20 protein-coding genes are annotated in these 23,681 nt (G+C 71.7%); 11 read left to right on the plus strand and 9 right to left on the minus strand.

What is annotated here, in order from left to right; translation table 11 throughout:
* Positions 1–84: 84 nt before the first annotated feature.
* Positions 85–1,038, plus strand: coding sequence for a DNA-binding protein (locus FDF13_RS04200; protein ID WP_137318560.1), 954 nt, complete (start codon positions 85–87; stop codon positions 1,036–1,038).
* 70 nt (positions 1,039–1,108) lie between these two features.
* On the opposite strand, the gene FDF13_RS04205 is transcribed toward FDF13_RS04200, so the two are convergent.
* A complete protein-coding gene (locus tag FDF13_RS04205) occupies positions 1,109–3,217 on the minus strand; it encodes an FAD-dependent oxidoreductase (protein WP_137318561.1) in 2,109 nt (702 codons plus the stop codon).
* Positions 3,218–3,443: 226 nt separating this feature from the next.
* Here FDF13_RS04205 and FDF13_RS04210 point away from each other — a divergent pair, with 226 nt between their 5' ends.
* The gene (locus FDF13_RS04210; RefSeq protein WP_137318562.1) at positions 3,444–4,100 is read left to right on the plus strand and encodes a GntR family transcriptional regulator; all 657 of its coding nucleotides are present in this window, start codon (positions 3,444–3,446) and stop codon (positions 4,098–4,100) included.
* Positions 4,097–5,011 (plus strand): DNA-3-methyladenine glycosylase, encoded by a 915-nt coding sequence (locus FDF13_RS04215; protein WP_137318563.1) that lies wholly within the window; start codon positions 4,097–4,099, stop codon positions 5,009–5,011. Before FDF13_RS04210 ends, FDF13_RS04215 begins: the two co-directional genes overlap by 4 nt.
* 4 nt (positions 5,012–5,015) lie before the next feature.
* On the opposite strand, the gene FDF13_RS04220 is transcribed toward FDF13_RS04215, so the two are convergent.
* On the minus strand, positions 5,016–6,032 hold the full coding sequence (locus tag FDF13_RS04220) for a hypothetical protein (RefSeq protein ID WP_137318564.1): 1,017 nt from the start codon (positions 6,030–6,032) through the stop codon (positions 5,016–5,018).
* 95 nt (positions 6,033–6,127) lie between these two features.
* Positions 6,128–7,360 carry a pyridoxal phosphate-dependent aminotransferase gene (locus FDF13_RS04225; protein ID WP_137318565.1) on the minus strand — a complete coding sequence of 411 codons (1,233 nt, stop codon included), beginning with the start codon at positions 7,358–7,360 and terminating at the stop codon, positions 6,128–6,130.
* Between the two features lie 457 nt (positions 7,361–7,817).
* Between FDF13_RS04225 and FDF13_RS15150 the strand changes: the two genes are divergently transcribed.
* The 3 genes from FDF13_RS15150 to FDF13_RS04240 all read left to right on the plus strand — a co-directional run bounded on the left by FDF13_RS15150 (position 7,818) and on the right by FDF13_RS04240 (position 10,338).
* A complete protein-coding gene (locus FDF13_RS15150) occupies positions 7,818–8,684 on the plus strand; it encodes a trimeric intracellular cation channel family protein (RefSeq protein WP_368074052.1) in 867 nt (288 codons plus the stop codon).
* A gap of 10 nt (positions 8,685–8,694) precedes the next feature.
* Positions 8,695–9,840, plus strand: coding sequence for a phosphotransferase enzyme family protein (locus FDF13_RS04235; protein ID WP_137318567.1), 1,146 nt, complete (start codon positions 8,695–8,697; stop codon positions 9,838–9,840).
* A gap of 87 nt (positions 9,841–9,927) precedes the next feature.
* Entirely contained in the window at positions 9,928–10,338 is a 411-nt protein-coding gene (locus tag FDF13_RS04240) for a ubiquinol-cytochrome c reductase iron-sulfur subunit (RefSeq protein ID WP_137318568.1), read from the plus strand.
* Positions 10,339–10,384: 46 nt separating this feature from the next.
* On the opposite strand, the gene FDF13_RS04245 is transcribed toward FDF13_RS04240, so the two are convergent.
* The 4 genes from FDF13_RS04245 to FDF13_RS04260 form a co-directional block, all read right to left on the minus strand.
* Positions 10,385–12,232 carry a metallophosphoesterase gene (locus FDF13_RS04245; RefSeq protein WP_137320362.1) on the minus strand — a complete coding sequence of 616 codons (1,848 nt, stop codon included), beginning with the start codon at positions 12,230–12,232 and terminating at the stop codon, positions 10,385–10,387.
* Positions 12,233–12,427: 195 nt separating this feature from the next.
* Positions 12,428–12,928, minus strand: a complete 501-nt coding sequence (locus FDF13_RS04250; RefSeq protein ID WP_137318569.1) for a hypothetical protein — start codon at positions 12,926–12,928, stop codon at positions 12,428–12,430.
* Positions 12,925–14,061: a serine hydrolase gene (locus tag FDF13_RS04255; RefSeq protein WP_137318570.1), complete on the minus strand. Its 1,137-nt coding sequence runs from the start codon at positions 14,059–14,061 to the stop codon at positions 12,925–12,927. The genes FDF13_RS04250 and FDF13_RS04255 overlap by 4 nt, the downstream gene beginning before the upstream one ends.
* A gap of 8 nt (positions 14,062–14,069) precedes the next feature.
* Positions 14,070–14,762 carry a helix-turn-helix transcriptional regulator gene (locus tag FDF13_RS04260; protein WP_137318571.1) on the minus strand — a complete coding sequence of 231 codons (693 nt, stop codon included), beginning with the start codon at positions 14,760–14,762 and terminating at the stop codon, positions 14,070–14,072.
* Between the two features lie 330 nt (positions 14,763–15,092).
* Here FDF13_RS04260 and FDF13_RS04265 point away from each other — a divergent pair, with 330 nt between their 5' ends.
* The gene (locus FDF13_RS04265) at positions 15,093–15,527 is read left to right on the plus strand and encodes an acyl-CoA thioesterase (RefSeq protein ID WP_137320363.1); all 435 of its coding nucleotides are present in this window, start codon (positions 15,093–15,095) and stop codon (positions 15,525–15,527) included.
* 84 nt (positions 15,528–15,611) lie between these two features.
* Here the strand turns inward: FDF13_RS04265 and FDF13_RS04270 are convergent, their stop codons facing one another.
* A complete protein-coding gene (locus tag FDF13_RS04270) occupies positions 15,612–16,295 on the minus strand; it encodes a hypothetical protein (RefSeq protein WP_137318572.1) in 684 nt (227 codons plus the stop codon).
* 114 nt (positions 16,296–16,409) lie between these two features.
* On the opposite strand from FDF13_RS04270, the gene FDF13_RS04275 reads away from it, so the two are divergent.
* From FDF13_RS04275 to FDF13_RS04290, 4 genes are all read left to right on the plus strand, one after another.
* Positions 16,410–17,129 (plus strand): hypothetical protein, encoded by a 720-nt coding sequence (locus FDF13_RS04275; RefSeq protein ID WP_137318573.1) that lies wholly within the window; start codon positions 16,410–16,412, stop codon positions 17,127–17,129.
* A 166-nt stretch (positions 17,130–17,295) separates the two neighbouring features.
* The gene (gene otsB, locus FDF13_RS04280; protein WP_137318574.1) at positions 17,296–20,082 is read left to right on the plus strand and encodes a trehalose-phosphatase; all 2,787 of its coding nucleotides are present in this window, start codon (positions 17,296–17,298) and stop codon (positions 20,080–20,082) included.
* A 159-nt stretch (positions 20,083–20,241) separates the two neighbouring features.
* Entirely contained in the window at positions 20,242–21,624 is a 1,383-nt protein-coding gene (locus tag FDF13_RS04285; protein ID WP_137318575.1) for a histidine kinase, read from the plus strand.
* The gene (locus FDF13_RS04290) at positions 21,621–22,244 is read left to right on the plus strand and encodes a response regulator transcription factor (RefSeq protein WP_137318576.1); all 624 of its coding nucleotides are present in this window, start codon (positions 21,621–21,623) and stop codon (positions 22,242–22,244) included. Before FDF13_RS04285 ends, FDF13_RS04290 begins: the two co-directional genes overlap by 4 nt.
* A gap of 175 nt (positions 22,245–22,419) precedes the next feature.
* Here the strand turns inward: FDF13_RS04290 and FDF13_RS04295 are convergent, their stop codons facing one another.
* Positions 22,420–23,679: a HAMP domain-containing sensor histidine kinase gene (locus FDF13_RS04295; protein WP_137318577.1), complete on the minus strand. Its 1,260-nt coding sequence runs from the start codon at positions 23,677–23,679 to the stop codon at positions 22,420–22,422.
* Between the last annotated feature and the right edge of the window lie 2 nt (positions 23,680–23,681).

A 23,681-nucleotide genomic window follows, 5' to 3' on the forward strand; every position in this document is an offset into this window, starting at 1 on the left:
ACCATGAGTTCGTTGCTTAGAATTACCGAATCAGGGGCAGTTAAATTGCATCAAACTTCGATGTCTGAGGCGAGGTTGCGCGAAGTGGGAGATCTGGAGCAGTGGCTCATTGAATCCCCAGAAATGATTGACCCCGGGTTGAAAATCGTCGCCAGCCAGTTCTCTCGATGGCAGTCCGAGTCAGCTTCTGCGAGTGAACGACCCGATTTGCTCGCGCTCTCCGATTCCGGAGAGTTGGTGGTTATTGAATTGAAGCGCGGATCGGACAGGCTGATCCATTTGCAGGCACTTACCTATGCAGCCATGAGTTCATCGTTTACTCGGGTCGACCTCGCGAGAGCGCATGCAAAATGGTTGTCGAACTCGTGTGGCGAGCCAGTATCTATAGAAGACTCTTTGAGTCAGCTTTCAGCTCATGTTGACGGTGAGTGGACCGATGAACTTTTGACTGTTCCGCGCATTATTTTGGTGGCCGAAGACTTTCCTGGCCAGGTGATCACAACTGTGCAATGGATGGCAACGGTTGCTCCGAATGTAGGGATCGAATGCCATGAGTATCACGTATTTGATGACGGTGAGGGTGACAAGTACGTCAGTTTCCAGCGCCTGTATCCAGTAGACGATCTATCGGATCGTACCTTGAAGCCTTCGATTGCAGCAGCCGAATCCGTGAGTCATGCTATTAGTGAGAATAAGCGCGGAGCGAAATCTGTGAGCATCATTCACGATGAGGGTTTGATACCCGTTGACTCACGAATCGATCTGAGCTTGGAATCAATGGTTTCACCTGAGATTGCCAAAGTCGTGGAGAATTGGCTGGACGAAGATTCATCGAGAAGAGACGTGAGGTGGCGTACCCATCGTTCCAGACCACTCGTCTGGGCGGAGCACGATGATCCGAACTTGGGATGGTCGCCAACTAAACTGCGCGATGAAATATTCCGACGTGCTGGAGCTCCGCAACGCGGGTTCTCTGCCGGTGATTCATGGAAGTTCGAGGGTAAGAGTTTGTATGAGATTGCAAACAGCTACCGCTAGGCTCGGTAAACTGGACGTTGATTCTGACCTCGGATAGTTCTTGCTGTGATGGAGTGCTTTCGGGCCAAACTTAAATGAGCAGCCCCAGGCGGAGCGCGTCGAGGATTGCGGAATGGATGTTGCGGCTGCTCACCGCGTCGCCGATCCGGAACAGGTCGTAGCCGACCGCACCGCTGCCGGAACCTTCCGAGCCGCCGCCGGAACCTTCTGCACCCCCCGCCCTTTCCGCGCCCACCGCGACCGGGATCCTCCGCGCCCGGGCGGCGAGCGGATCGCGCAGCGCCTGCTGGTCCGTCGCGCCGCCGTTGCGCGAGCCCGGCTTGAGGGCCTCGTAGAGCTCGGCATTGGGGATCGTGCCGTGGTCGACGACCACCGCATCGACGTCGAGCACGGTGTCGGTGTCGGAGTACTCGTTGCGCAGGGTGGCGCGCAGCCGGCCCTCGGCGCGGCTGACGTCCGCAAGCCGCTCGGCCAGGCGCACCTGGACCCCGCGGCGGCCGAACACCTCGAGGTAGGCCGGCGAGTTCATCGAGCCGACGTCGATCCCGATCATCCGCTCCGGCGAGGCGTAGACGACCTCGGCGCCGGCCTCGGCGAGCCGCTCCACCGCGTCGAGCGCGGGATTGAGCCCGTGGTCGTCGTACACGAGCACCCGGCCGCGGCGCGGGAGCTGATCGGTCATGACGTCCCAGACGTCGTGGACGAGCTTCGCCCCGGGAGCCACCGCGGAATCCGGCAGCCCGCCGGTCGCGACGACGACGGCGTCCGGGGCGAGCCCGGCGATCATCTCCTCGTCGGCGAACGCGGAGAACCGGAACTCGGCGCCGTGCTTGCGCGCCTGCTGGTAGCGCCAGTCGACGATCCCGATGAGGTCGCGCCGCCGCGGGGAGCGCGCGGCGATCCGCACCTGCCCGCCGTACTCGCCGCCGGCCTCGAGCACGGTCACCCGGTGGCCGCGGACCGAGCACACGCGGGCCGCCTCGAGCCCGGCCGGGCCCGCCCCCACGACGACGACGTGCCGGGGACGGGCCACCTCGCCGGCGGGCACCACCTGCGGCAGGGTGAGCTCGCGGCCGGTCGCGGGGTTGTGGATGCAGTGCGCGGCGCCGGACACGTAGATGCTGTCGAGGCACAGGTTCGCGCCCACGCACGGCCGGATGTCGTCCTCCTGACCGGCGGCGATCTTCTCCACGAGATGCGGGTCGGCGAGGTGCGCGCGCGTCATGCCCACGAGGTCCACGCAGCCGTCGGCCAGCGCATGCCGGGCGGTCGGGACGTCGGCGATCCGGGTGGCGTGCATGATCGGGATCGGGATCCGCTGCCGGATCCGCCGGCATACGTCGAGGAACGGGGCCGATGGCGTGCCCATCCCGGGGATCGTGTCGGCGAGCGAGCGGTCGGAGTCGAGCCGGCCCTTGATGAGGGAGAGGACGTCGATCCCGTGCTCGGCGTACACCTGCAGGATCTCCACCGCGTCGTCCTCGACGAGCCCGTCCGCGCGGCACTCGTCGACGCTCATCCGGATCCCGACGAGGAAGCCCGGCGGGACCGCGGCGCGCGCCGCGTCGATGACCCTGAGCGGGAACCGCAGCCGGTTCTCCAGGCTCCCGTTGTACTCGTCCTCGCGGTCGTTGAGCCAGGGGGAGACGAAGGCGTCCATGAGGTGTCCGTAGTGCTGGAGCTCGAGGCCGTCGAGGCCGGCCGCGGCCACCCGGCGGGCCGCCGCGGCGTAGTCGGCGACGATCCGCTCGATGTCCCAGTCCTCGGCCTCCTTGGCGAACGCGCGGTGCTGCGGCTCCCGGTAGCGGCTCGGCGCGACGACCGGCAGCCAGTCCCCGGCGTAGTTCGAGGTCCGCGCCCCGAGGTGGGTGACCTGGATCATCACCGCCGCCCCTGCCCCGTGGCAGTCGGCGGCGAGCTTGTCGAGCCAGGGCACCACCGCATCGGTGGACAGGTCGATGTTGCCGAACGCCGCCGGCGAATCCGCGGACACGCACGCCGAGCCGCCGATCATCGTCAGCCCCACCCCGCCGCGCGCCTTCTCCAGGTGGTAGACGCGGTAGCGGTCGGTCGGCATCCCGTTCTCGGTGTACGCCGGTTCGTGGGAGGTCGAGACGATGCGGTTGCGCAGCCGCAGCGATCCGAGATCGAAGGGTTCGAGCAGGATGTCCGGTGTCATGGGAGCTCCCGTGGACGCGAAGCGAGGTGTGATCGGTAATCGATTACCGATAGGATGAGTATAGTGATGTGCGTCACAGGGATGTCAAGGGTCCGGGGCGCACCGATGACGGAGCCGCACCGGCTGGGTCGGCACCGCGCCGGCCCGAGGTCGGCGGTGCCCCGGCAGGAGGAGTGAGGACCATGGAGCACAGCGGAGCGCGCACCGGACGGCCGGGGCCGGCGGCATGAGCGCGGACACCGGGCGCCGGCGGGTGGTGCGCAGCCCCTCGTTCCGGGAGCAGGCGCTCGACGAGATCCGCTCGGCGATCATCACCGGGGAGCTCGCCGAGCACACCGTGTACTCCGCCGCGGCGCTCGCCAAGCAGCTCGGCATGTCGCTGAGCCCCGTGCGCGAGGCGATGATGTCGCTCGTCGCCGAGGGCACCGTCGAGGCCGTGCCCAACCGCGGCTACCGGCTCGTGCCGGTGACCGAGGCGGACCTCGAGGAGATCATCCTCATCCGCTCCCTGCTCACCGTGCCCGCGGTGCGGCGCCTATGCGAGGCGGGCGAGCCGGAGTCGATCGAACGGCTGCGCGAGCTCGCCGGATCGGTGCTCGAGGCGGCGCGCAGTGAGGACTCCGCCGCCTTCCTCACCGCCGACCGACGCTTCTACGGCGAGGTGCTCCGCGCCGGGCTGGGACACCGGGCGGCGAGCATCGGCCTGCGCCTGCGCGATCAGAGCCGGGTCGCCGACCTCGGCCCCAAGTCCCCCGCTGTCGACCTCCGCAGCGCACAGGAGACGATCGAGCTCGTCGAGGCGATCGCCGCCGGCCGTGCGGACGAGGCGGAGCGGCTCGTCGTCGACAACCTCCACTACTTCAGGAAGACCGAGGCCGGGTGACCCGGTCCGGCCCGACGGCGGTCCACCGCCTGCCCTTCACCCCGCCCTTCGATGCGGCGGCGTTCGCCGGGTTCCTCCGCGCGCACCTCGTGGTCGGGGTCGATGCGTTCGCCGGTGGCACGTACTCCCGTTCGGTGGACGGCGCGCACGGGCCCGTCCCGCTCGAGATCGACCTGCCGGATCCGGGGGAGTCCGCGGTGACTGTGCGCCTCGGCGGGTCGGAGTCCGATCACCCGGCGGTGCTCGACCAGGTGCGGCAGTTCCTCGATCTCGACCAGGATCCGGCCGAGGTGAGCACCGCGCTCGGCGGCGACCCGATCGTCGGCCCGCTCGTGCGGGCGCGGCCGGGTGTGCGCGTGCCGGGGGCCTTCGACCCCTTCCAGACCGCGGTGTTCGCGATCCTCGGCCAGCAGGTGTCGCTCGCCGCGGCCCGCACTCTCGACGCCCGGTTCCACTCCCTGCTGTCCCCGGACGGTGTGCGGTTCCCCGACCCGCGGGCGGTCGCGGCACTCGATGCGGGGGAGCTCGCCGGCCTGCTGCGGGTGCCGGGCATGCGGGCGCGGGCGATCGTCGGCACCGCCGCGGTGTTCGCGGACGCCGGGGACCACCCGGTGGGGGCGGCAGAGCTCGCCGCAGCGGACGTCGAGGCGGTGGCGCGGCTGCGTGAGCGGCTGCTCGCGGTGTCCGGGGTCGGGCCGTGGACCGTGGACTACCTGCTGTTCCGGTGCACTGTCGACTCCGACGCCTGCGTCCCCGGGGACCTCGTGCTGCGGCAGGCGCTCGCCCGCCTCACCGGGGCCGAGGCGACCCTGTCCCCGCGCGCCGCGCAGGACCTCGCCGAGCCGTGGCGCCCGCACCGTGCGCGGGCGCTCATGCATCTGTGGACGTACGCCGCCTACGACGCCGGGTGAGAGCTCAGCGCTCGTCCTTGACGAGCGTCACCTCGGCCGGCTTGGGCCACGCATCGGCGGATTCGTAGGGGGTCCAGTCCTCGGGCTCCTCGGTGAGGTCGAGCCAGTCGGGGCCGACCTCGACCGCGGAGAGGTACCCGTCCTCGATGTGGAGCGTGACGAGCGCCGGCAGCCCGTCGGCATCGGTGAAGCGGCCCCGGGTGGGGTGGATGTGGGAGTGCGGGAGGATCCGCTGTCCCTCCTGCGGCACCTCGACCCGGTAGAAGTTGTGGTCGCCGTAGACGAAGAACCGGGCCCGTGCGAGCTGGTCGCGCAGCGAGCGCGCGTTCGCGGACTCGCCGACGACGAGCAGGTCGAGCACGGTGCGCTGGGAGGGCGTGAGCTCGACCTCGGTCTCCTCGTCCTCGGGGGCCTCGAAGCCGATGCCTTTGGTGTGGGCGTCGAGCCAGCGCTCGAGCATGATCGCACCTGCGGTCGCGGCGACGGTCAGGCCGGCGACCGTCACCCGCGGGTGCTTGATCCCGAGCTTCGCCAAGAAGTCGTCGGCCCACCAGTTCGCGGAGATCCGCGGGTCGAACAGGGCCGAGCACAGCACGCCGCCGCCCAGGGCGATGCCCGTATTGAGGTTGCGGGCGGCGTAGGCGTCGAGGTCCGTGGTCTCCTCCGCCGTGTTCGTCAGCCACAGGGTGGCACCGGAGAGTGCGCCGTAGGCCAGCCGGTAGGCGAACCGACCGGGGCCGGGGGCCACGTCGTCGGGGCGCATGAGCGAGAGCAGCCCGGTGAGTCCGAGGGCTGTGGCATCTGCTGCCGTGAGCGGCATGTCGACGGCACGCAGGTCGAAGGAATCGTCCTCGAGCTCGACGGAGCCGACCTCGCCCTCCGCGGATTCGGCGAGCACGTCGTCGAATGCGGCGTCGTCGAGGGTGTCGTCGGACGTGTTGTTGTCGACCGCGGTGTCGTCGCCGGCGAGGGCGTCGTCGAAGTCGGGGCCGTCGGTGGGGGTGTCATCGAACTCACTCATGACCCCATTGTGCCCAATCGCGCCGGCAGGCGCGTCCAGGCCGCCCACAGGAGGCGGGCGCGCGGCGAGCGGGTCGCCGCGGCCGCCCGCTCCCCTCAGCGGGCGGCGGCCGCCTCGGTCTGCCGGTACCCGGCGAGGAACTCCTCGAGCCGGTCGAGCGCCTCGGCGAGCACCTCGACGCTCGGCAGGGTGACGAGCCGGAAGTGGTCCGGCCGCCCCCAGTTGAATGCGGTGCCGTGGCTGACGAGGATCTTCTGCTCGCGGAGCAGGTCGAGGGCGAACTGCTCGTCGTCGACGATCCCGAACTTCTCCGTGTCGAGCTTGGCGAACAGGTACAGCGCGCCGCGTGCCGGTGAGCAGCTGACCCCGTCGATCGCGTTGAGGCGCTCGGCCGCGAGTGCCATCTGCGCGCCCAGGCGGCCCTCGGGCAGGATGAGGTCCTCGATCGACTGGTGGCCGCCGAGCGCGGCCTGGATCGCGTGCTGGGCCGGCACGTTCGCGCACATCCGCATGTTCGCGAGCAGCTTGATGCCCTCGAGGTAGCTCTCGGCCTTCCAGTTCGGACCGGTGATCGCGAGCCAGCCCGATCGGTAGCCGGCGATCCGGTACGCCTTCGACAGCCCGGAGAACGTCAGGCACAGCACGTCCTCGCCGGTGCGGGTGGCCATGTTCACCATCTCCGCGTCGCCGTAGGTGATCTTCTCGTAGATCTCGTCGGCGAACACGATGAGGTCGTGCTCCTGGGCGATCTCGACGATCCCGTCGAGCAGCTCGCGGGAGTAGACGGCGCCGGTGGGGTTGTTCGGATTGATGACGACGATCCCGCGGGTCTGCGGGGTGATCTTCGCGCGGATGTCGTCGAGGTCGGGGTTCCAGCCGTCGTGCTCGTCGCACCGGTAGTGGACGGGGGTGCCGCCCGACAGTGCCACCGAGGCGGTCCACAGCGGGTAGTCGGGGGTGGGGACGAGGATCTCGTCTCCGGGGTCGCACAGCGCCTGGAGCGAGAGCGTGATGAGCTCGCTCACCCCGTTGCCCAGGTAGACGTCGTCGGCATCGAGGTTCCGGATGCCCTTCGTCTCGTAGTACTGGACGACGGCGCGGCGGGCCGAGGGGATCCCCCGGGAGTCGCTGTAGCCCTGTGCTTCCGGGAGGTGCTTGATCATGTCGACGAGGATCGCATCGGGGGCCTCGAAGCCGAACGGGGCGGGGTTGCCGATGTTGAGCTTGAGGATCCGGTGGCCCTCCGCCTCCATCCGGTCGGCCTCCTCGAGCACGGGCCCGCGGATGTCGTAGAGGACGTTGGAGAGCTTGGCCGACTGCGTGAACATGGAGACCTTTCGTGGAGGCGGGGCGGACGGGCGGAGGCCTGCCGGCGCGAGGTGCGGCGGTGCTGGGTGCGGTGGTGCAGAGCGGGCCGGCAGCGCACCTCCGAGGCGTGGTGACGACATGGTCCACGATACGACCTCAGCCGCGCGGACACTGGGAAGCAAAAGGTTCCACCTGTCGGCCTTTGGCCCGCAGTCCCGGCCGCGGGCCGGGCTCCCGTCCCCGGCTGCGGGCCGGGCTCCCATCCCCGGCTGCGGATGCCGATGCGAGAGTCTCTGCGAACAGCAGCTGTTTCGGGGGCGTTCCGGGCCGTTTGAGCTGATATTCGGTTGCCCGGGTGAGAAACACTTGCATCCGGGGTCGGTGGGTGCGGCCCGAGGTCCGGGCCGGGCTGCCGTCCCGACTACGGACGGGCGCCGTCTGTGCCGACGAGCGTGGGTGCGGACTACGCTGGGAGGCGTGAATTCCCCCTCCGTCCTGCTCCTCGTCTTCGACCTCCTCGGCGTCTTCTTCTTCGCGATCTCCGGCAACCTGCTGGCCGCGCGCCGGAACTTCGACATCACCGGCGGTCTCATCCTCGGTCTCCTCGCCGGGCTGGGCGGCGGTGTGATCCGCGACGTCATCCTCGGCACCACCCCCACCTCGCTCCGGGAGCCGATCTACCTGCTCCCGCCGGTGCTCGCCGCTGTCGTCGTCTACCTGCTCGGACACCGCGCAGAACGCGCCCGCGTGCTGATCGTCGTGTTCGATGCCCTGGGGCTCGCGCTGTTCTCCGTCACCGGCTCGATCATCGCGATCGGCGGCGGGATGAACTTCCCGGCCGCCGTCATCCTCGGAGTGCTCACCGCGACCGGCGGGGGGCTCATGCGCGACGTCGTCGCCAACGAGGTGCCCGCCGTGTTCAACGGCTCCGACCTCTACGTGATCCCGGCCTTCGTCGGCGCGGTGCTCACCGCGCTCGTCCGCTTCAACGACATCTGGAACGTGTGGACGGGCAGCGTGATCGTGGTGCTCGTGTTCGCCTTCCGGATGCTCGCCTGGCGCCTCCAGTGGCGCGTGCCCCAGCCGATGCGCGGCTGGTCCTTCCGCGAGATCCACGCCCAGGCCCGGAAGCGCGGGTCCGCCTTCCGCCCGCTGTGGGTGCGCCGCAGCCCGGCGACCGCATCCGGCAGCCACGCCACGGGCCGGAGTGGGGGCCAGGGCGAGGCCCGGGACGCCGGGAGCAGCGACGCGGAGGAACAGGGGCGCGACGACCGCTCGCGCACCGGCGGCGCACCGCCTGCGGACCCGGGCGACGGCTCTGACGCGCCGCGGGCCGACGGGTAGGCTGGAAGGTATGACGCGCCCGCTGCATTCGCTCGCTCCCGAGGAGATCGTCGGGCTGTGCGCCGCGCAGTTCGGGGTGGACGTCGTGTTCGAGGAGTCCCTGCCCGGACTCGCCGCGATCAACGTGCTGCTGCGCGCGGAGCTCGGACAGCCCGATCGACCCGGAGGATCCGATCACCCCGAGCAGACCGATGCCGTCGAGCAGGCCGGTGATCCCGGGCAGCCGCCTGCACGGTTCGTGCTCAAGGCCGAGTACCCGTCACCGACGATGACGCCGGCCCATTTCGACTGGGTGTGCCGCACCCAGGAGCAGGCGCGTGCCGCCGGTCTCCCCATAGCGGCCCAGGTCCCGGCCCGCACCCCCTTCACCGACCCCTCGACCGGGGAGTCCTCCGGTGCGCTCGCCCTCGTCGACGTCGACGGCACTCCGGCGATGGTCCGGCTCCACGCTTTCCTGCCCGGGCAGGAGGCGGCCGCCGCCCGGTCCGAGTGGTATCCGGGACTCGCCGGGGCGCTCGCCGCCCGGATGACGAACGCGCTCGCCGACGCACCTGCCGAACCCGCACCCGTGGTCCACCCCTGGTCGTTCGTCGCGACCGGCGCGAACGTGCTCTCCCTCTGCGACCGCATCAACGCGCTCGAGGCCGCCGGGCAGGTCCCGCAGGAGTTCGGCACCCCGCTGTCGGCCGACCTCGCGCTCGTCCGCGCGCACGCCCAGGAGTTCGAGCAGTCGGTGCGGCCGGCGCTCACCGGGCTCCCGCACCAGGTCGTCCACCAGGACCTCAACGACTCCAACATCCTGCTGTCGGGCGGGCGGGTCTCCGGCGTCATCGACTTCAACGACTCCGCCACCGCGCCGCGGCTGGCCGAGCTCGCGATCGCCGCCGCCTCGGCGATGATCGGGCAGAGCGATCCGGCCGCGGCCCTCACCGCCGCCCACCGGGCGTACCAGGCCGAGGCGGCGGGCACCTCGGCGGCGCTCGACCCGGCGGAGTCCGCGCTCGTCGAGCACGCCGCTCTCACCCGGCTGGCGCTCATCGCATGTACCTGGACCGCCCGCGCCATCACCGCCCCGCCCGAGCACCCGCACGCGCGCACCGGACGCGCGAGGATGCGCAGCACCTGGCCGGTGCTGCGCGCGGTGCTCGGCTCGTGAGCCCCGTGCCCGCCGCCGGCCCCGGCAAGCGCCCGCCGCGCTGACACCGACCACCCGCACCCGGACCCCGCCCCCAGGAGGAATCCCATGATCCGCCAGCCGAACCGTCGCCGCGTCATCCAGGCCGCCGCCGTCACCGGTGGACTCGCCGGGGTGGGCCTCACCGCCGCCTGCTCCTCCGACGACTCCGGCGGGGAGAGCAGCCCAACCCTCACCGTCGCCGCCTCCGAGGTGCCCGTGGGCTCCGGACTCGTGCTCGACAACACCTACGCGGTGGTGCAGCCGACCGCCGGCGACTTCCGCGCCTACACCGCGATCTGCCCCCACCAGGGGTGCACGGTGCGCGAGATCACCGAGACGGAGATCATCTGTCCCTGCCACTCCTCGCGCTTCTCCACCGCCGACGGCACGGTGATGTCCGGGCCTACGGACGTGCCGCTCAAGGAGGCGCAGGTGACCGAGGCCGACGGCCAGCTCACCATCGGCCCGGCGAGCTGAGCCGGATCCGACAGCAGCGTCGGCGCCGCGGCCGAGCGGAGCGGGGTCAGCCGAGGCGCCGACGGAGGATGAGGGCCGTCGCGCCGAGCACGATGAGGGCCGCACCGACCCCGAGCGCTGTACCGGCCTCGGCCCCGGTCCGCGGCAGGGTGCCCCGGTCGCCGCCGGAGTCCTCACCACTTTCGGTGCCGTTCCCGCCCCTGGGCTCCGTGCGCGGGGGATCATCGGAGCGATCACCATCGGAACGGTCATCCCCGGGCTGGCCGGGATCGGTTCCCTCGTCGTCCTCATCGTCCTCGCGCCCGGGCTGCTCCTCGTCGGGCGCGTCGGACGGGCCGGCGGTCGGTGATGCCGTCGGGTCCGTGGTCGGTGATGCGGTCGGGTCCGTGGTCGGATCAGGGGTCGGCGCGGCGGTCTCCGGGTCGTCCGGGGCCGGCGAAGCGTCGCCCGTCGGTGCGACGGTAGGGTCGTCGTCGCTCGGCGTCGGGTCCTCCGAGGGCACCTCCTCGCCCGGCCGGGGATCCTCGTCGGGGTTCTGGTCCTCGGGGGCGCGCCCGTCGTCGGCGATCGGCCCGTCGGTCACGAGCTTGTCTTCGCCGCAGCGGTCGATGGAGAACTGATCGAGGACTTCGCCCACTCCGAGGTCCGTCGTCGGGTTCGATCCCTTCGCGCCGATGACCGAGGTGTACTCGAGCTCGCACCCGCGGATCGCGATCCTCTGGTACGTCGACACCTGACCGTGCCGGACCACCTGGGTCGCTCCGTTCTGCGTCCACGTGTTGTCGTCGATCGGCTGCTGCTGGTAGTGCTTCGGCCCCGCATTGGAGATCACGTACACCGGCCCGGAGGTGACGCCCGGCGTCTCCGTGGCGTCCTCGTCGACGTAGCCGCGGGCATAGGTGTGGTCGTGGCCTTGGAGGACGAGGTCGACATCGTGCTCCTGGAGCACCGGGCCGATCGCCGCACGCGCCTCGGGCTCGTCGCGCCCCACCGCCGAGGAGAAGATCGGCTGGTGCATGGTGACGACGGTCCAATCGTGGGGGTTGTCCGTCAGCACCTCGTCGAGCCAGGCCGCCTGCGCCTCGAGGTCCCGGTTGCCGTCGAGTCCGACGAAGCGGACGCCCTGGTAGTCGTAGTAGTAGGAGGTCTCGTCGGTGGCGCCGTTGTCCGGGAGCGCGAAATTCATCCGGAAGTAGCGCATGCGGGAGTCGCCGTAGGTCTCGTGATTGCCCGGGACCGGCATGACGAGCCGGTCCGCGGCGTTGGCCCCGAGGCCGGCGAACCAGTCATCCCACTCCATCTGGATCGGCGCCCAGTTGACCATGTCGCCGGCGTGGATTGACAGGCGGGCCTCGGGAACGGCCTCGAACCCGGCGTCGACGACCGGCGGCCAGGCGTCGCGCAGACCCTCCTGAGCGTCGCCGAAGTAGAGGAAGTCGAAGTCGGTCGCGCCGGCGGCGGCGGTGGTGAAGGAGTGCCAGTCCCCGGCCCCGCTGTCCGGGCCGGTCGCAGACTCCTCGTCGAGGTCGTCCCGCGCGACCCGGTACCGGTATGCGGTCGCGGGCTGCAGGCCGGTGAGCGCGGCGTGCCACGTGTGCTTGATGAGGTAGAAGCCGTCGCGTTCCGTGGGGATCGAATCGATGGTGCCGTCCGGGTGTTCGACCTCGATCGCGTAACCGGCTGCCGGCGGAGCGGAGAAGTTGACCGCGACCGAGGTGTCGGGGGCTGCGGTCGGGTTGATGACGAGTCGACGGACGTCGAGCTCGGCATCGGAGAAGACCTGCGCCTCGGGCGTCGTGCCGGTCGAACCGGTATCGGTGCTCCCGAGCGCTGCGGCGGGAAGAGGGGAGAGGACGAGGGCGGCGATCAGTATTGAGGCTCCGAGGCGCTGCATGGGACTCCCAGGTCGGATCGTGGCACGGGACGGCGATCCAGGACAGTCTTACCGGCCGGTATTGCTCGGGCGATGAGGCCATATGACGACGGGAGGAAGCGCCGGTGAACGCCCGGTGAGCCGCACGGCACCGGCGAGAGAGCAGAGCGCGACCGGTGGGGAGTGCGGTCACCCGCCGGAGCGGGCGCTCACCGTTCAGGCGAGCAGCATCGGGGCGAAGAGCACGCCGAGGACGAGCACGGCGACGATGCACTCGACGACGGTGGAGGCGATCTGCGCCCGCCGCCCGGCGGTCGGCAGCCACGGCAGCGCCGGGAAGGCGCGCGCGGCGAACCACACGGAGGCGATGAGGACGAGCGCGCCGAGAGTCCACAGGAGGAACGCCCAGAGCGGGAAGCCGAGCAGCAGCCGCACGATGGCGAAGGTCGTGACCACGGAGATGTAGCCCGTGATGATCCCGGTGCGCGAGGACCCGGCGAGGGTCTTCTCGGCCTTCTCGGAGAGACCCGCCCGGCCGGCCGGCGTCGATGACACGGTCACCGGGGCCGCGGAGTCGACGGAGGTCATCGACTCCGCGGGAGCGGCTCCGGTGGTCACTGCGGCCGCGAGCCTGCGCATGGTGAGGAACCGGGATGCGGACAGCCAGAGGAGGATCCCGAGGCCGACGATGAGGATGGCGGTGAGGACAGTGGTCATCGATCTGCTCCTTCGTTCGCAGGTGCGTCGTCCGCAGTGTCGGTGCCCTGAGTTGCGGAGCCGCCGAGGAGGGCGGCGGTGCCGCCGACGGCGAGTGCGGTGTTCGCCAGGGCCACGACCGCGTCACCGGAGTCGGTGAAGCCGACGAACGAGGCGTACCCGCCGGTCATGCCGGAGTGCGCGGTGAGGGTGCCCTCCCCGGACTCCAGGGGATTGGTGATCCAGGCCCAGCCGATCTCCTCCCCGGGCTCCTCGAACGGATGCCGGGGCTCCGTGGCCGCGGCCCCGGGTGCCGAGCCGTCACGCACCGCGGTGAGCCAGATCGCCATGTCGTGCGGGGTCGAGCGGATCCCGCCGGCCGGTGCCTCGGGTCCGAGGGTCCAGGCGCCCGAGCGCAGGCCGGCCGCAGTGTAGCCCGTGGGCGCACCGGTCGCCAGGCCGTCCTCGGTGATGGGGGCGTAGGTGTCGTCCATGCCCAGCGGTGCGGTGATCCGCTCGCGCAGCAGGTCGGCGTAGGCGGTGCCGGTGACCTCCTCGAGCGCCATGCCGAGGAGGGCCGTGCCGTAGTTCGAGTACAGCGGCTCCGGCTCGGCGTCGATCTCCACCGCGGAGAGCCCGTCGAGCAGTCCCTCCCGGGTCTCGACGTAGGGGTCGAGCCGGAGGAAGGTGAGAAGGAACGTCCGGGCGAAGCCTGCTGCACCCGACGGTGCGAGCCGCGGCAGCCCGGAGCGGTGGGAGGCGAGCTCGTCGAGGGTGACCTCCTGCGCATTGTCGGCGCGTTCGCCGAACACCGCGCCGAGCGTGGTCTCGGGGGTGACCTCGCGGCGCTCCACGGCGTCGGCGAAGAGCATGGAGGTGAAGGTCTTCGACACCGAGCCGATCTCGAACTCGGTGCGCTCATCGGCATCGAAGCCGGCGAACTCGGTGGAGCCGTCGGGATGGATCCGGGTGACGGCGAGGGCGTGGTGGCCGCGTCCGCCGTCGAGCGCGGTGCGGACCTCCTCGGCGAGCTCGGCATCACCGGTGGCGGCGTCTGCAGCGGGCAGAGAGCGGGGGAACGGGGTGAGGGCGGTGAGGACGAGGGCGAGTGCCGCCATCGCCGCGATGGCCGGGACGAGTGTGCGGGGGGACATGGGCGCTCCTAACCCTGGGTGGCGAGGATGATGGTGAGCAGCGGGATGATGCGCTCGACGGGGACCGTCCAGCGGCCGCGCCGCGGTGATTCGAGCCAGCCGGCCGCGGCGAGCTGGTTGACGTGGTGGTAGATCTGACCGGTCGTGCCGAAGTCGCCGGATTCGACGAGGTCTGCAACCGAGTGCGCGCCGTCGTACACGGCCTGGATGAGTGCGAGGCGGACCGGGCTGGCGAGCGCGGCGAGCGCGGCGGCCGAGTCCGCGAAGTCCGCCGCCTCGATATGCGCGGCCGTGCGGCCGTACTGCCAGTCGGCCCGCCTGCCGTCCTGTTTGCGGAGGTAGCCGGCGAACACGACACCGCCGAGGTCGCCGAGCGTGTCCTTGAGCCCGTTGAGGGCCCAGAAGGGATCGACGCCGCCGGCGGTCGGCTGCGCACCGGTGGAGCCGCGAGCCGAGCCCGAGGTGGGCTGCGCGCCGGCGGAGGTGTCACCGGGGAGCGGGTCGGCGAGGTCCGGCGCGCGGGCGGCGGTGCCGGGCTCGGTGCCGAGAGCTGCGACGAGCGAGGAGACCTGCTCCTCGAGGGCGGTGAGGCGAGCTGCGAGATCGTCGGCCGGGGGGTGGTTCCCGGCCGGGCCGTGCGCGTCAGCCGGCTGCCCGTCGCCCGGGGAAGGCGTCTGAGCGGGGTCGCGGTGATCGGTCATGTGTCCATAGTACGTAATTCCTGTAATTACGTAAATGGAGGATTCCTCGACGGGAGGATCAGGGGGAGTGCGCGCTCGAGCGGGGCAGGGCTGCGTCGGGGCCGAGGCGCGGCCGGCCCGGCCGTGCCGGCGCCGGGCCGGCGTGGGGCCGACCGATCCGGCATCGGGCTGACCGGCCCCTCGGCCTACGATGGATCCATGAGCGAGACGCCCCGCACCCCGTCCTCCGACCCGACCGATTCCGCGACCCCGGTACCCCCGGCCCCCGGCACAGCAGGACCTGCCGCGCCCCGGTCCGCCGGCACCTACGACGACTCCCCGGCCGCGGAGATGGAGCGCGCCCGGTTCGCGCAGATGAACTTCCACACCCGCAAGTGGGTGCGGCCGGAGGACCTCAACGCGAACGGCACGCTGTTCGGCGGCAGCCTGCTGCGCTGGATCGACGACGAGGCCGTCGTCTACGCGATGATCCAGCTCGGCAACCAGCGGATCGTCACTAAATACCTGTCCGAGATCAACTTCCGCGCCTCCGCCGTGCAGGGCGACATCATCGAGATCGGCCTGCAGGCCACGAGCTTCGGTCGCACCTCGCTCACCATGCGCTGCGAGGTCCGCAACATCATCACCGAGGAGCTCATCCTGTCGATCGAGAAGATCGTGTTCGTCGGCCTCGACGAGTCCGGAGAGCCGAAGGAGCACGGCTACACCGACATCACCTTCGAGCGCGACCGCTTCCCCGAGGAGCTGCGACACCGCCGGTCCTGAGCGGGCCGGCCCGCGCCTCGGCCGGAGCGCGGACATCCGGCTCTCGAGCGGTGAATGCGGGACCGACCAGTGATGGCCCGCCTGTCAGCCGGCGAGCACGGTGGCCGCACCGACGGCGAGCCCGAGCGCGAGGGCCGCGCAGGAGGACGCGCGCACAGACCGCAGCCGGGCGCGGAGGATGCCGCGCGGCGAGAACTCCTCCTCGACATCGATCCCGGCGGCGTGCTCGCGCGAGTCCGCACGCACGTCGAACACCATGCGCTGGGGTGCGGCGGCGTCGAACCGCACCGGGATCACCGACCCGCGGGCGAGCATCTCCGCGTCGAGCGGCTCGAGCAGCCAGGTCAGCCGGCTGCGCAGCGCGCACCCCGAGCGGCGTCGGGCGTCGAGCGCGATCCGGACCAGGCGCTGCGATCCCAGCCGTTCGACGTGGACGCGGCGGATCCGGGCGAGGCCGGCCGCGCCCGTGCGCAGCAGAGTCTCCGCTTCTGCTCGCGGCACGGCGATGTCGCACGCGGCCATGGTGCCGGCGTGGAGGAGCGATGCGGCGGCCGCGATGAGGACCACGGGCCAGGCGAGCGCGAGCACCCGGACGCCCGGCGACGCCTCGGCCAGGAAGCGGATCGGTCCGGAGAGTGCGACGAGGACGGCGCAGACGAGGATCCCGGCACCGAGCCCGAGGCAGAACCACAGCGCCGCGCGGCCGAGGGGCGCTTCGCGACGTCGAGGAGCGGGTGTCCCCGCAACAGGTCGGACGAGCTCGGGCACGGCCGCCACGCTAGACGCAGCAGACGAACCGGAGCCGGGCCGCGGACGAACGGCGCCCGGCCGCCGGATGAACGGCAGGAGCCGGGATCGCCCGTCCTCTACACTGGATCGGTGATGTCAGGCAGCAGCGATCCAGCGACCCCGGGCGATCCGGAGACCCCGACCGACCCCGTCGACCGCGAACCCGCCCTCGTCGACCGCGAACCCGTCGACGGCGACCCCGCACCGGGCCGGTTCGAGTCCGGTCCCGAGGGCACCGACTCCGTCGACCCCGTCCTCACCGGAGACCAGCTGCGGAGCATGGGACGCTGGATGTTCGCCCGCGGCCTCCTCGGGTTCGCGTTCGGCATGGCCACGGTGTTCTGGCCGCGCGACATCCTCGCGAACGCCACCCAGCTCACCCTCGGCGTGCAGACCGTCGACTGGGTGATCATCGCCTACCTCGCGCTCTCCGCGGTCCTCCTCGTCCTCGCGGCGCGCCGCGCCCCGCAGCCGGTGCGCACTGCGCTGCTCGGCCAGGCGGTCGTCGTCGTCCCCGCCGTCGTCTTCCTCCTCATCGCCGACACCCCGCCGCAGCTGCGCGCCGCCGTCTGCATCTGGGCGATCCTCCACGGCGCCCTCGAGCTGTGGATCCACCGGACCCTGCGCGCCGCGCCGATGGCCTCCGACCACCTCATCGCCGCCGCCTGCCACCTGCTGCTCGGAGTGATCCTCGCTTTCGGCTCGGACATGGGGGCATTGACGATCTTCGGCTTCGCCGGTGCGGCGGTCGTCATCGCCTCGGTACTGTATATGGTGGGCGGTTACTCCCGGGTCGCCCGCGCCCGCGCCTGACCGTCCGCCCCACGATCCGCGTCGCGACGATCCCGATTCCCGGCTTCCGCCCCGGCCCACCGACCGGCGCGGTGCCGGCCCGCACCTCGGCTGCGGCCGGGCGCCGCCCCGCCGACCAACACCACGTCGACCCCCACGCCACCAGCCACCACGTGAGAAGAGCCCCATGACCGTCATCACCTCCGGACTCGACACCTGGGATCCCGCGGCCCCGACCGCCGGGCCCCTCGGCGACCTCGCCGAGGCGATGCGCACCCTCGACGCCGACCTGTTCACCGCGATCGGACTCATCGCGCGCGCCCCGCGGCTGCTCGTCGCCACCGACTACGACGGCACCATCGCCCCGATCGTCGACCGGCCCACGCACGCCTACCCGCTGCCGATCTCCCTGGTGAGCATGCGCGCACTCGCCGCGCTGCCCGAGACCGAGGTGGCGGTGATCTCCGGTCGCTCGCTCCGCGACCTCGCCGCGATGTCCCGGCTCCCCCGCGAGGTCACTCTCGTCGGCTCCCACGGCTCGGAGACGGACATCGACGCCGTCGACGCGCTCTCCGCCGAGGAGCGCCGGGCCCTGGCCGGCCTGCAGCGCGCCGTCGCCGAGCTCAGCGCCGAACTCCCCGACCTCCACGTCGAGACCAAGCCCACCGGCTCCGCCGTGCACCTGCGGGGTCTGAGCGACGACTCCCGTGCTGTCGCCCAGGCCGCGCTCGGCCGCATCGCACGCGAGGCCGGGGTCAACCTCGTGCGCGGCAAGGAGGTCGCCGACCTCAGCGTCGTGACGACCTCGAAGGGCGACGCCCTGCGCGAGCTGCGCGCCCGCCTCGACTCCGGGGCCGTGCTCTACATCGGCGACGACATCTCCGACGAGCTCGCGCTCGCCACGCTCGGCGAGGGCGACCTCGGCATCAAGGTCGCACCCGGCGCGGCGGGCGAGGGCCCCGGGTCCGGTGCGCCGGACGCGGCGATCGGCGCGGGTGCAGCCGGCGGGCACCTCGGCACCGGGGAGGCGTCCGGTCGCCCGGACACCCACGCGCGGTTCACGATCCCCGACCCGGAGACCGTCGCGCTCATCCTGACGAGCATCTTCGAGCTCCGCCGTGCCTGGCTGTTCGGCAAGAACGCCGTCCCGATCGAGCGGCACACGATGCTCGCCAACGGCCAGTCGACCGCGCTCGTCGACCCGGCCGGCCGGATCTGCTGGATGCCGCACCCGCTGCCGCACTCGGCCTCGATGTTCTCCGAGATCCTCGGCTCCGACGCCGCAGGCTACTACTCGGTGGGACTCGCCTCTGGGGCCAAGCCGCTGACCCAGCGCTACCAGGAGCACTCCACCCTCGTCGAGACCCGCTGGGCCGGACTCACCGCGCGCGACTACCTCGCCCCGGTCCCCGAGGACAGCCAGGACACCGTGCTCGTGCGCGCGCTGACCGGGGACGCCGAGGCGGAGATCCGGTTCGCCCCGCGCCCGGACTTCGGCGCCTACCCGACCCGGCTCGAGCGCGTGGGCGACGGCGTCCGAGTCCTCGGCACCGCGGAGCCGATCATGCTCCACGCGCGCGGCGTCGAGTTCGAGATCGTGACCGAGAACGGCTCCGACACCGCGGTCGCCCGGGTGCGCCCGAGCGAGTTCGAAAAGCAGAAGGTCGTGCTCGTGCTCGTGTGCGGCGGGTACTTCGGCGACACCGACTACCTGCTCGACGGCGGCGAGGAGTTCGTGCGCCGCCGGGCGGCCGGCTACTGGCGCAACTGGGTGAACAGCCTCGATCTGCCGCAGCTCAAGCGCGAGGAGGTGACGCGCTCGGCGATCACGCTGCGCGCGCTGTGCCACGAGCCCACCGGCGGCGTGCTCGCCGCGGCCACGTCCTCCCTGCCGGAGGGGATCGGCGGCATCCGCAACTGGGACTACCGCTACTGCTGGCTGCGCGACGGCTCGATGACCGTGCGCACGCTCATCGACCTCGGCTCGACCGCGGAGGCCGAGGGCTTCCTCGGCTGGCTGTCCGGGATCCTCGCCGACGCCGCCGGCCCCGAGCAGCTCCACCCCCTCTACGCCGTCGACGGGTCCGCACTCACCACCGAGGCCGTCCTCGAGCACCTGCCCGGCTACGCGGGCTCCCGTCCGGTGCGCGTGGGCAACGCCGCCGAGCACCAGGTGCAGCTCGACGTGTTCGGCCCCGTCACCGAGCTTCTCCGCGACCTCACCTTCACCCTCGAGGACCTGTCGGAGGACAACTGGCGACTCACCTGCGAGATGGTCACCGCCGTCGAGCGGCGCTGGCACGAGGCCGACCACGGCATCTGGGAGGCCCGCCGGGAGCCCAAGCACAACGTCTACACCAAGGTCATGTGCTGGGTCACCGTCGACCGTGCGATCGCGATCGCCGAGCACTTCGGGCGGACCATGCCCGGGGCGTGGCGGCAGCTGCGTGAGACGATCGCCGACGACGTCATCACCCACGGCTGGAACGAACGCGTGGGCGCCTACACCGTGGCCTACGGCGAGGACGACCTCGACGCCGCCTGCCTCTTCATGGGCCTGTCCGGACTGCTCGCGCCGGACGACCCGCGGTTCGCCGCGACGGTCGATGCGATCGAGCGCGACCTGCGGGTGGGCCCGACGGTGTTCCGCTACCACTACGACGACGGGCTGCCCGGCCTCGAGGGCGGGTTCCACATCTGCACGACCTGGCTCATCGAGGCGTTCATCCTCGTCGGCCGGCTCGACGACGCGCGCGACCTGTTCCGGCGGCTCGACGACCTCATGGGCCCCACCGGGCTGTTCCCCGAGGAGTACGACCCGGCCTCCGAGACCCACCTGGGCAACCACCCGCAGGCGTACTCGCACCTCGGCTACATCCGGGTCGCACGGTTGCTCGACGACCTCACCGGCGTGCCCGACCCCGCGAGCGGCCACACCGACCTCGACGACGTGGAGGACACGGACCGGGCCTGAGCGGGCCCCGGGTGCCGAACCGCGGAGTATCCCGGACCGAGCGCGCAATTGCGCGCCCGCTTTCGGATACCCCGCAGTACGATCGGTGCCGAGGCATGAGCGCCCGGACCGGCACGGCAGCGGCGCTCGGACGGGCACACGGGCACGAAGGGAGGCGCGGTGGAACCGACATCGACCCCGGCGCTGCTGCGCACGCTGCGCGTCGCACTCCACCTGAGCTTCGCTACGCTGCTGGCGATCGGCGCGCTGCGCGTCCTCCTCACCCATCGGCCCGACCGGGCGGTCGTCGCCCTCGTCCTGAGCCTCACCCTCGTGCTCGCCGGCGTCTACCTCGCGGGCACGGTGTGGGAGCGGAACTTCGCGCAGGGCCGCACCCGCCGTGATCCCGGGCCGCTCGCGGTGCCGTGGCTGCTCCTCATCATCGCGCTGTGGACGGTCCTCACCCTGCACAGCGCCGACTTCTCCTGGGCGGCGTTCCCGCTCTTCTTCGTCGTCCTCGTCGTCCTCGGGCGGGCGACCGCGCTCGTGTGCATCGCCGGGCTCACCGCCGTCGTCGTGCTCGCCCAGATCCTCCACGCCCCGCCGTCCGGATTCAGTCCGGCGATGGCGATCGGGCCGGTCATCGGTGCGATCGTCGCCGTCGTCATCGGATTCGCCTACCGCGCGCTGTACCGCGACGCCCAGCGGCACCGGCGCACGGTGCGGGCGCTCGAGGCGGCGCGCGCGGAGCTCGCACTGCAGGAGCGGGCAGCCGGCCGGGCCGGGGAGCGGGAGCGGCTCTCCCGCGAGATCCACGACACGCTGGCGCAGGGACTGTCCTCGATCGTGCTCATGTCGCGGGCCGCGCACGAGGCGCTCGCCGGGGAGCAGAGGGACCTCGCCGCCGGCCGCCTGCAGGTCATCGAGGACACCGCGGCGCGGAACTTGGCGGAAGCCCGGCGCTTCGTGCGCGATCTCAGCGCTCCGGCGCTCGATGCGGACCTGCCCTCGGCGCTGCAGGCGCTGTGCGCCCAGACCGCCGAGCTCGCGCGCGCCGCCGGACGGGAGCTCGACTGCTGCTTCCGGGCCGAGGGCGTGTTCGACGGCGCGGCCCTGCCCGGGGCGCACCGCGCCGTGCTCCTGCGGGCGGCGCAATCGCTGCTCGCGAACGTCACCGCCCACGCCGGCGCCCGCACCGCGGTCGTCACCCTCGCGGCCTGGGACGACGCGGTGACCCTCGACGTCTACGACGACGGTGCGGGCTTCCGGGTGGATGCCGCGCAGGCGGGCAGTGCGGGAGATGCCGGCGGCGAGGGGGGTCCCGCGATGGCTGCCGGTGACCACGGCTACGGGCTGGTGAAGCTCCGTGCCCGCATCGCGGAGCTCGACGGCACGCTCGTCGTCGAGTCCGCACCCGGGGAGGGCACGGCGGTGAGCGTCCGCCTGCCGCTGCCGGACGCATCGCGGAGCGAGGGGCCCGCGCCGGCTGCCCTGCAGACTGAGCGCATCCAGCCGCAGGACCCGCGGATCGGCCAGCCGCGCACGGACGGGGAGGCGCGATGACCGGCACCCGTGTGCTGCTCGTCGACGATCACCCGGTGGTGCGCGCGGGACTGCGCGCGCTCCTCGACGCCGGCGGCGTGCAGGTGACCGCGGAGGCGGGGACCGGGGAGGAGGCGCTCGCGCTCCTCGCCGCGCCGGACCGGGCGTTCGACGTCGTCGTCATGGACCTGCAGATGGGCGCGGGGCTGACCGGGATCGAGGCGACCCGCCGGATCCGTGCCGAGGACGGCCCCCCGGTCCTCATCCTCACGACCTTCGACACCGAGGCCGACATCGTCGCCGCGCTCGACGCCGGGGCCACGGGGTACCTCCTCAAGGATGCGCCGCCGGATGCGGTGCGCCGAGCCGTGCGCGATGCCGCGGCCGGCCGGCCGGTGCTGTCCCCGAGCGTGTCCGCCCAGGTGAGGAAGCGGGCGGCGGCGCCGGCGACGGCACTGAGCCCACGCGAGATCGAGATCCTCCGGCTGCTCGCCACCGGCGCGACGAACCGCCGGCTCGCGCAGGCGCTGTTCATCTCCGAGGCCACGGTGAAGACCCACCTCGTGCACATCTATGCCAAGCTCGGGGTGGACAACCGCACCCAGGCGATCGACCGGGCCCGCAGCGCACGCATCATCTGAGCCACGCACCCTCCGGGTCACCCGCCTTCCGGGTCACGCGTCATCTGGGGCCGGGGCGCCTCGGCGGCGGGTCCTGGGCGCTACCCCTCGCCGAACCGCGCGGTATCCGAACTCAGCCGCGCAATTGCGCGACGGTCCCGGGATACTCCGCAGTCCGGCGGGGCGGGCGCGCCCCTCAGCCCGGTGCGTCGGTGCGGGGATCGTGCTCGGGGAGGAACACCTCGGTTCGGGCGCCGCCGGACGGGCCGTTGCTGAAGGCGATCCGCATCCCGAGCAGCCGGGCCTGGCCCTGCGCGATGACGAGGCCGAGCCCCATGCCGCCGCCCCCGGCGGACACGAAGCGGGTGGGCCCGGTGGCGATGATGTCCGGCGGATAGCCGGGCCCGTGGTCCTCGACGACGACGGCGTGCGGCGTCGTGGTGACGATGATCGGATCCGCCCCGTGCTTCGTCGCGTTGACGATGAGGTTGGACACGATCCGCTCGAAGCGGCGCTGATCGGTGACCACGGTGCGCCCCTCGGAGGCGTAGGCGACCTCGATCTCGTGCCCGGTGGTCACCCCCGAGGCGCCGAGCGTGGTGATGAGCGAGCGGACCGAGGAGTCGAGCGACATCGGAGCGAACTCCGGGTGCGCCCGGCCCGCGTCGAGCCGGGACACCTCGAGGAGATCCTCGACGAGCACCTGCAGGCGGGCCACCCGGTCGCGCACGAGCTCCGCCGGCCGCGACTGCTCCTCGAGGAGGTTCGCGGCGTTGACGAGCCCGGTGAGCGGGGTGCGCATCTCGTGCGCGAGGTCGGCGGTGAAGCGCTGCTCGGAGTCGAGCTTCTCCGCCAGTCGCTGGACGGCGGAGTCCGCCGCCGCGGCGAAGGCGGCCACCTCGTCCTCGCCGGTGTCGATGACGTCGGAGATCCGCGCCGAGGTGTCGCCGGCGGCGATCTTCCGGGCGGCCTGCGCGCCGAGCGTGAGGCGGCGGGAGATCTGCCCGGCGACGATCGACCCGATGCCGCCGATGACGATCGCCGAACCGAGCATCCCGAACAGGATCGCGCGGTCGATCGCGTTGAGGAGCTGCTGGGACTCCGCGGTCGAGGCGCGCACCGCGATGACCGCGGTGTGGGAGCCGACCTCGATCGGGGCGGCGGCCCAGATCACCTCGGTCCCGTCGGCGATGCCCCGGATCGTCACGCTCCGGCCGGCGAGCGCGGCCTCCCGGGCCTCGTCGGGCAGCTCGGGGTCGTCGACGCTCGTGTTGAGGGTGAGGACGCCGGTGTCGGAGTAGATCGAGATCGCGTCGGCGAGCTGGCTGCTGATGTTCTGACGCATCCGGTCGTCCTCCGCCGCCGCGGCGCTCTGCCGGACGATGACACCGCAGGCGAGCACGGCGATGATCACCGAGGACACGATGAGGATGACGATCTTCCACCGGAGTGACACGG

The organism is Brevibacterium sp. CS2 (assembly GCF_005280295.1).
In the GTDB taxonomy this organism is placed as follows: Bacteria; Actinomycetota; Actinomycetes; order Actinomycetales; family Brevibacteriaceae; genus Brevibacterium; species Brevibacterium pityocampae.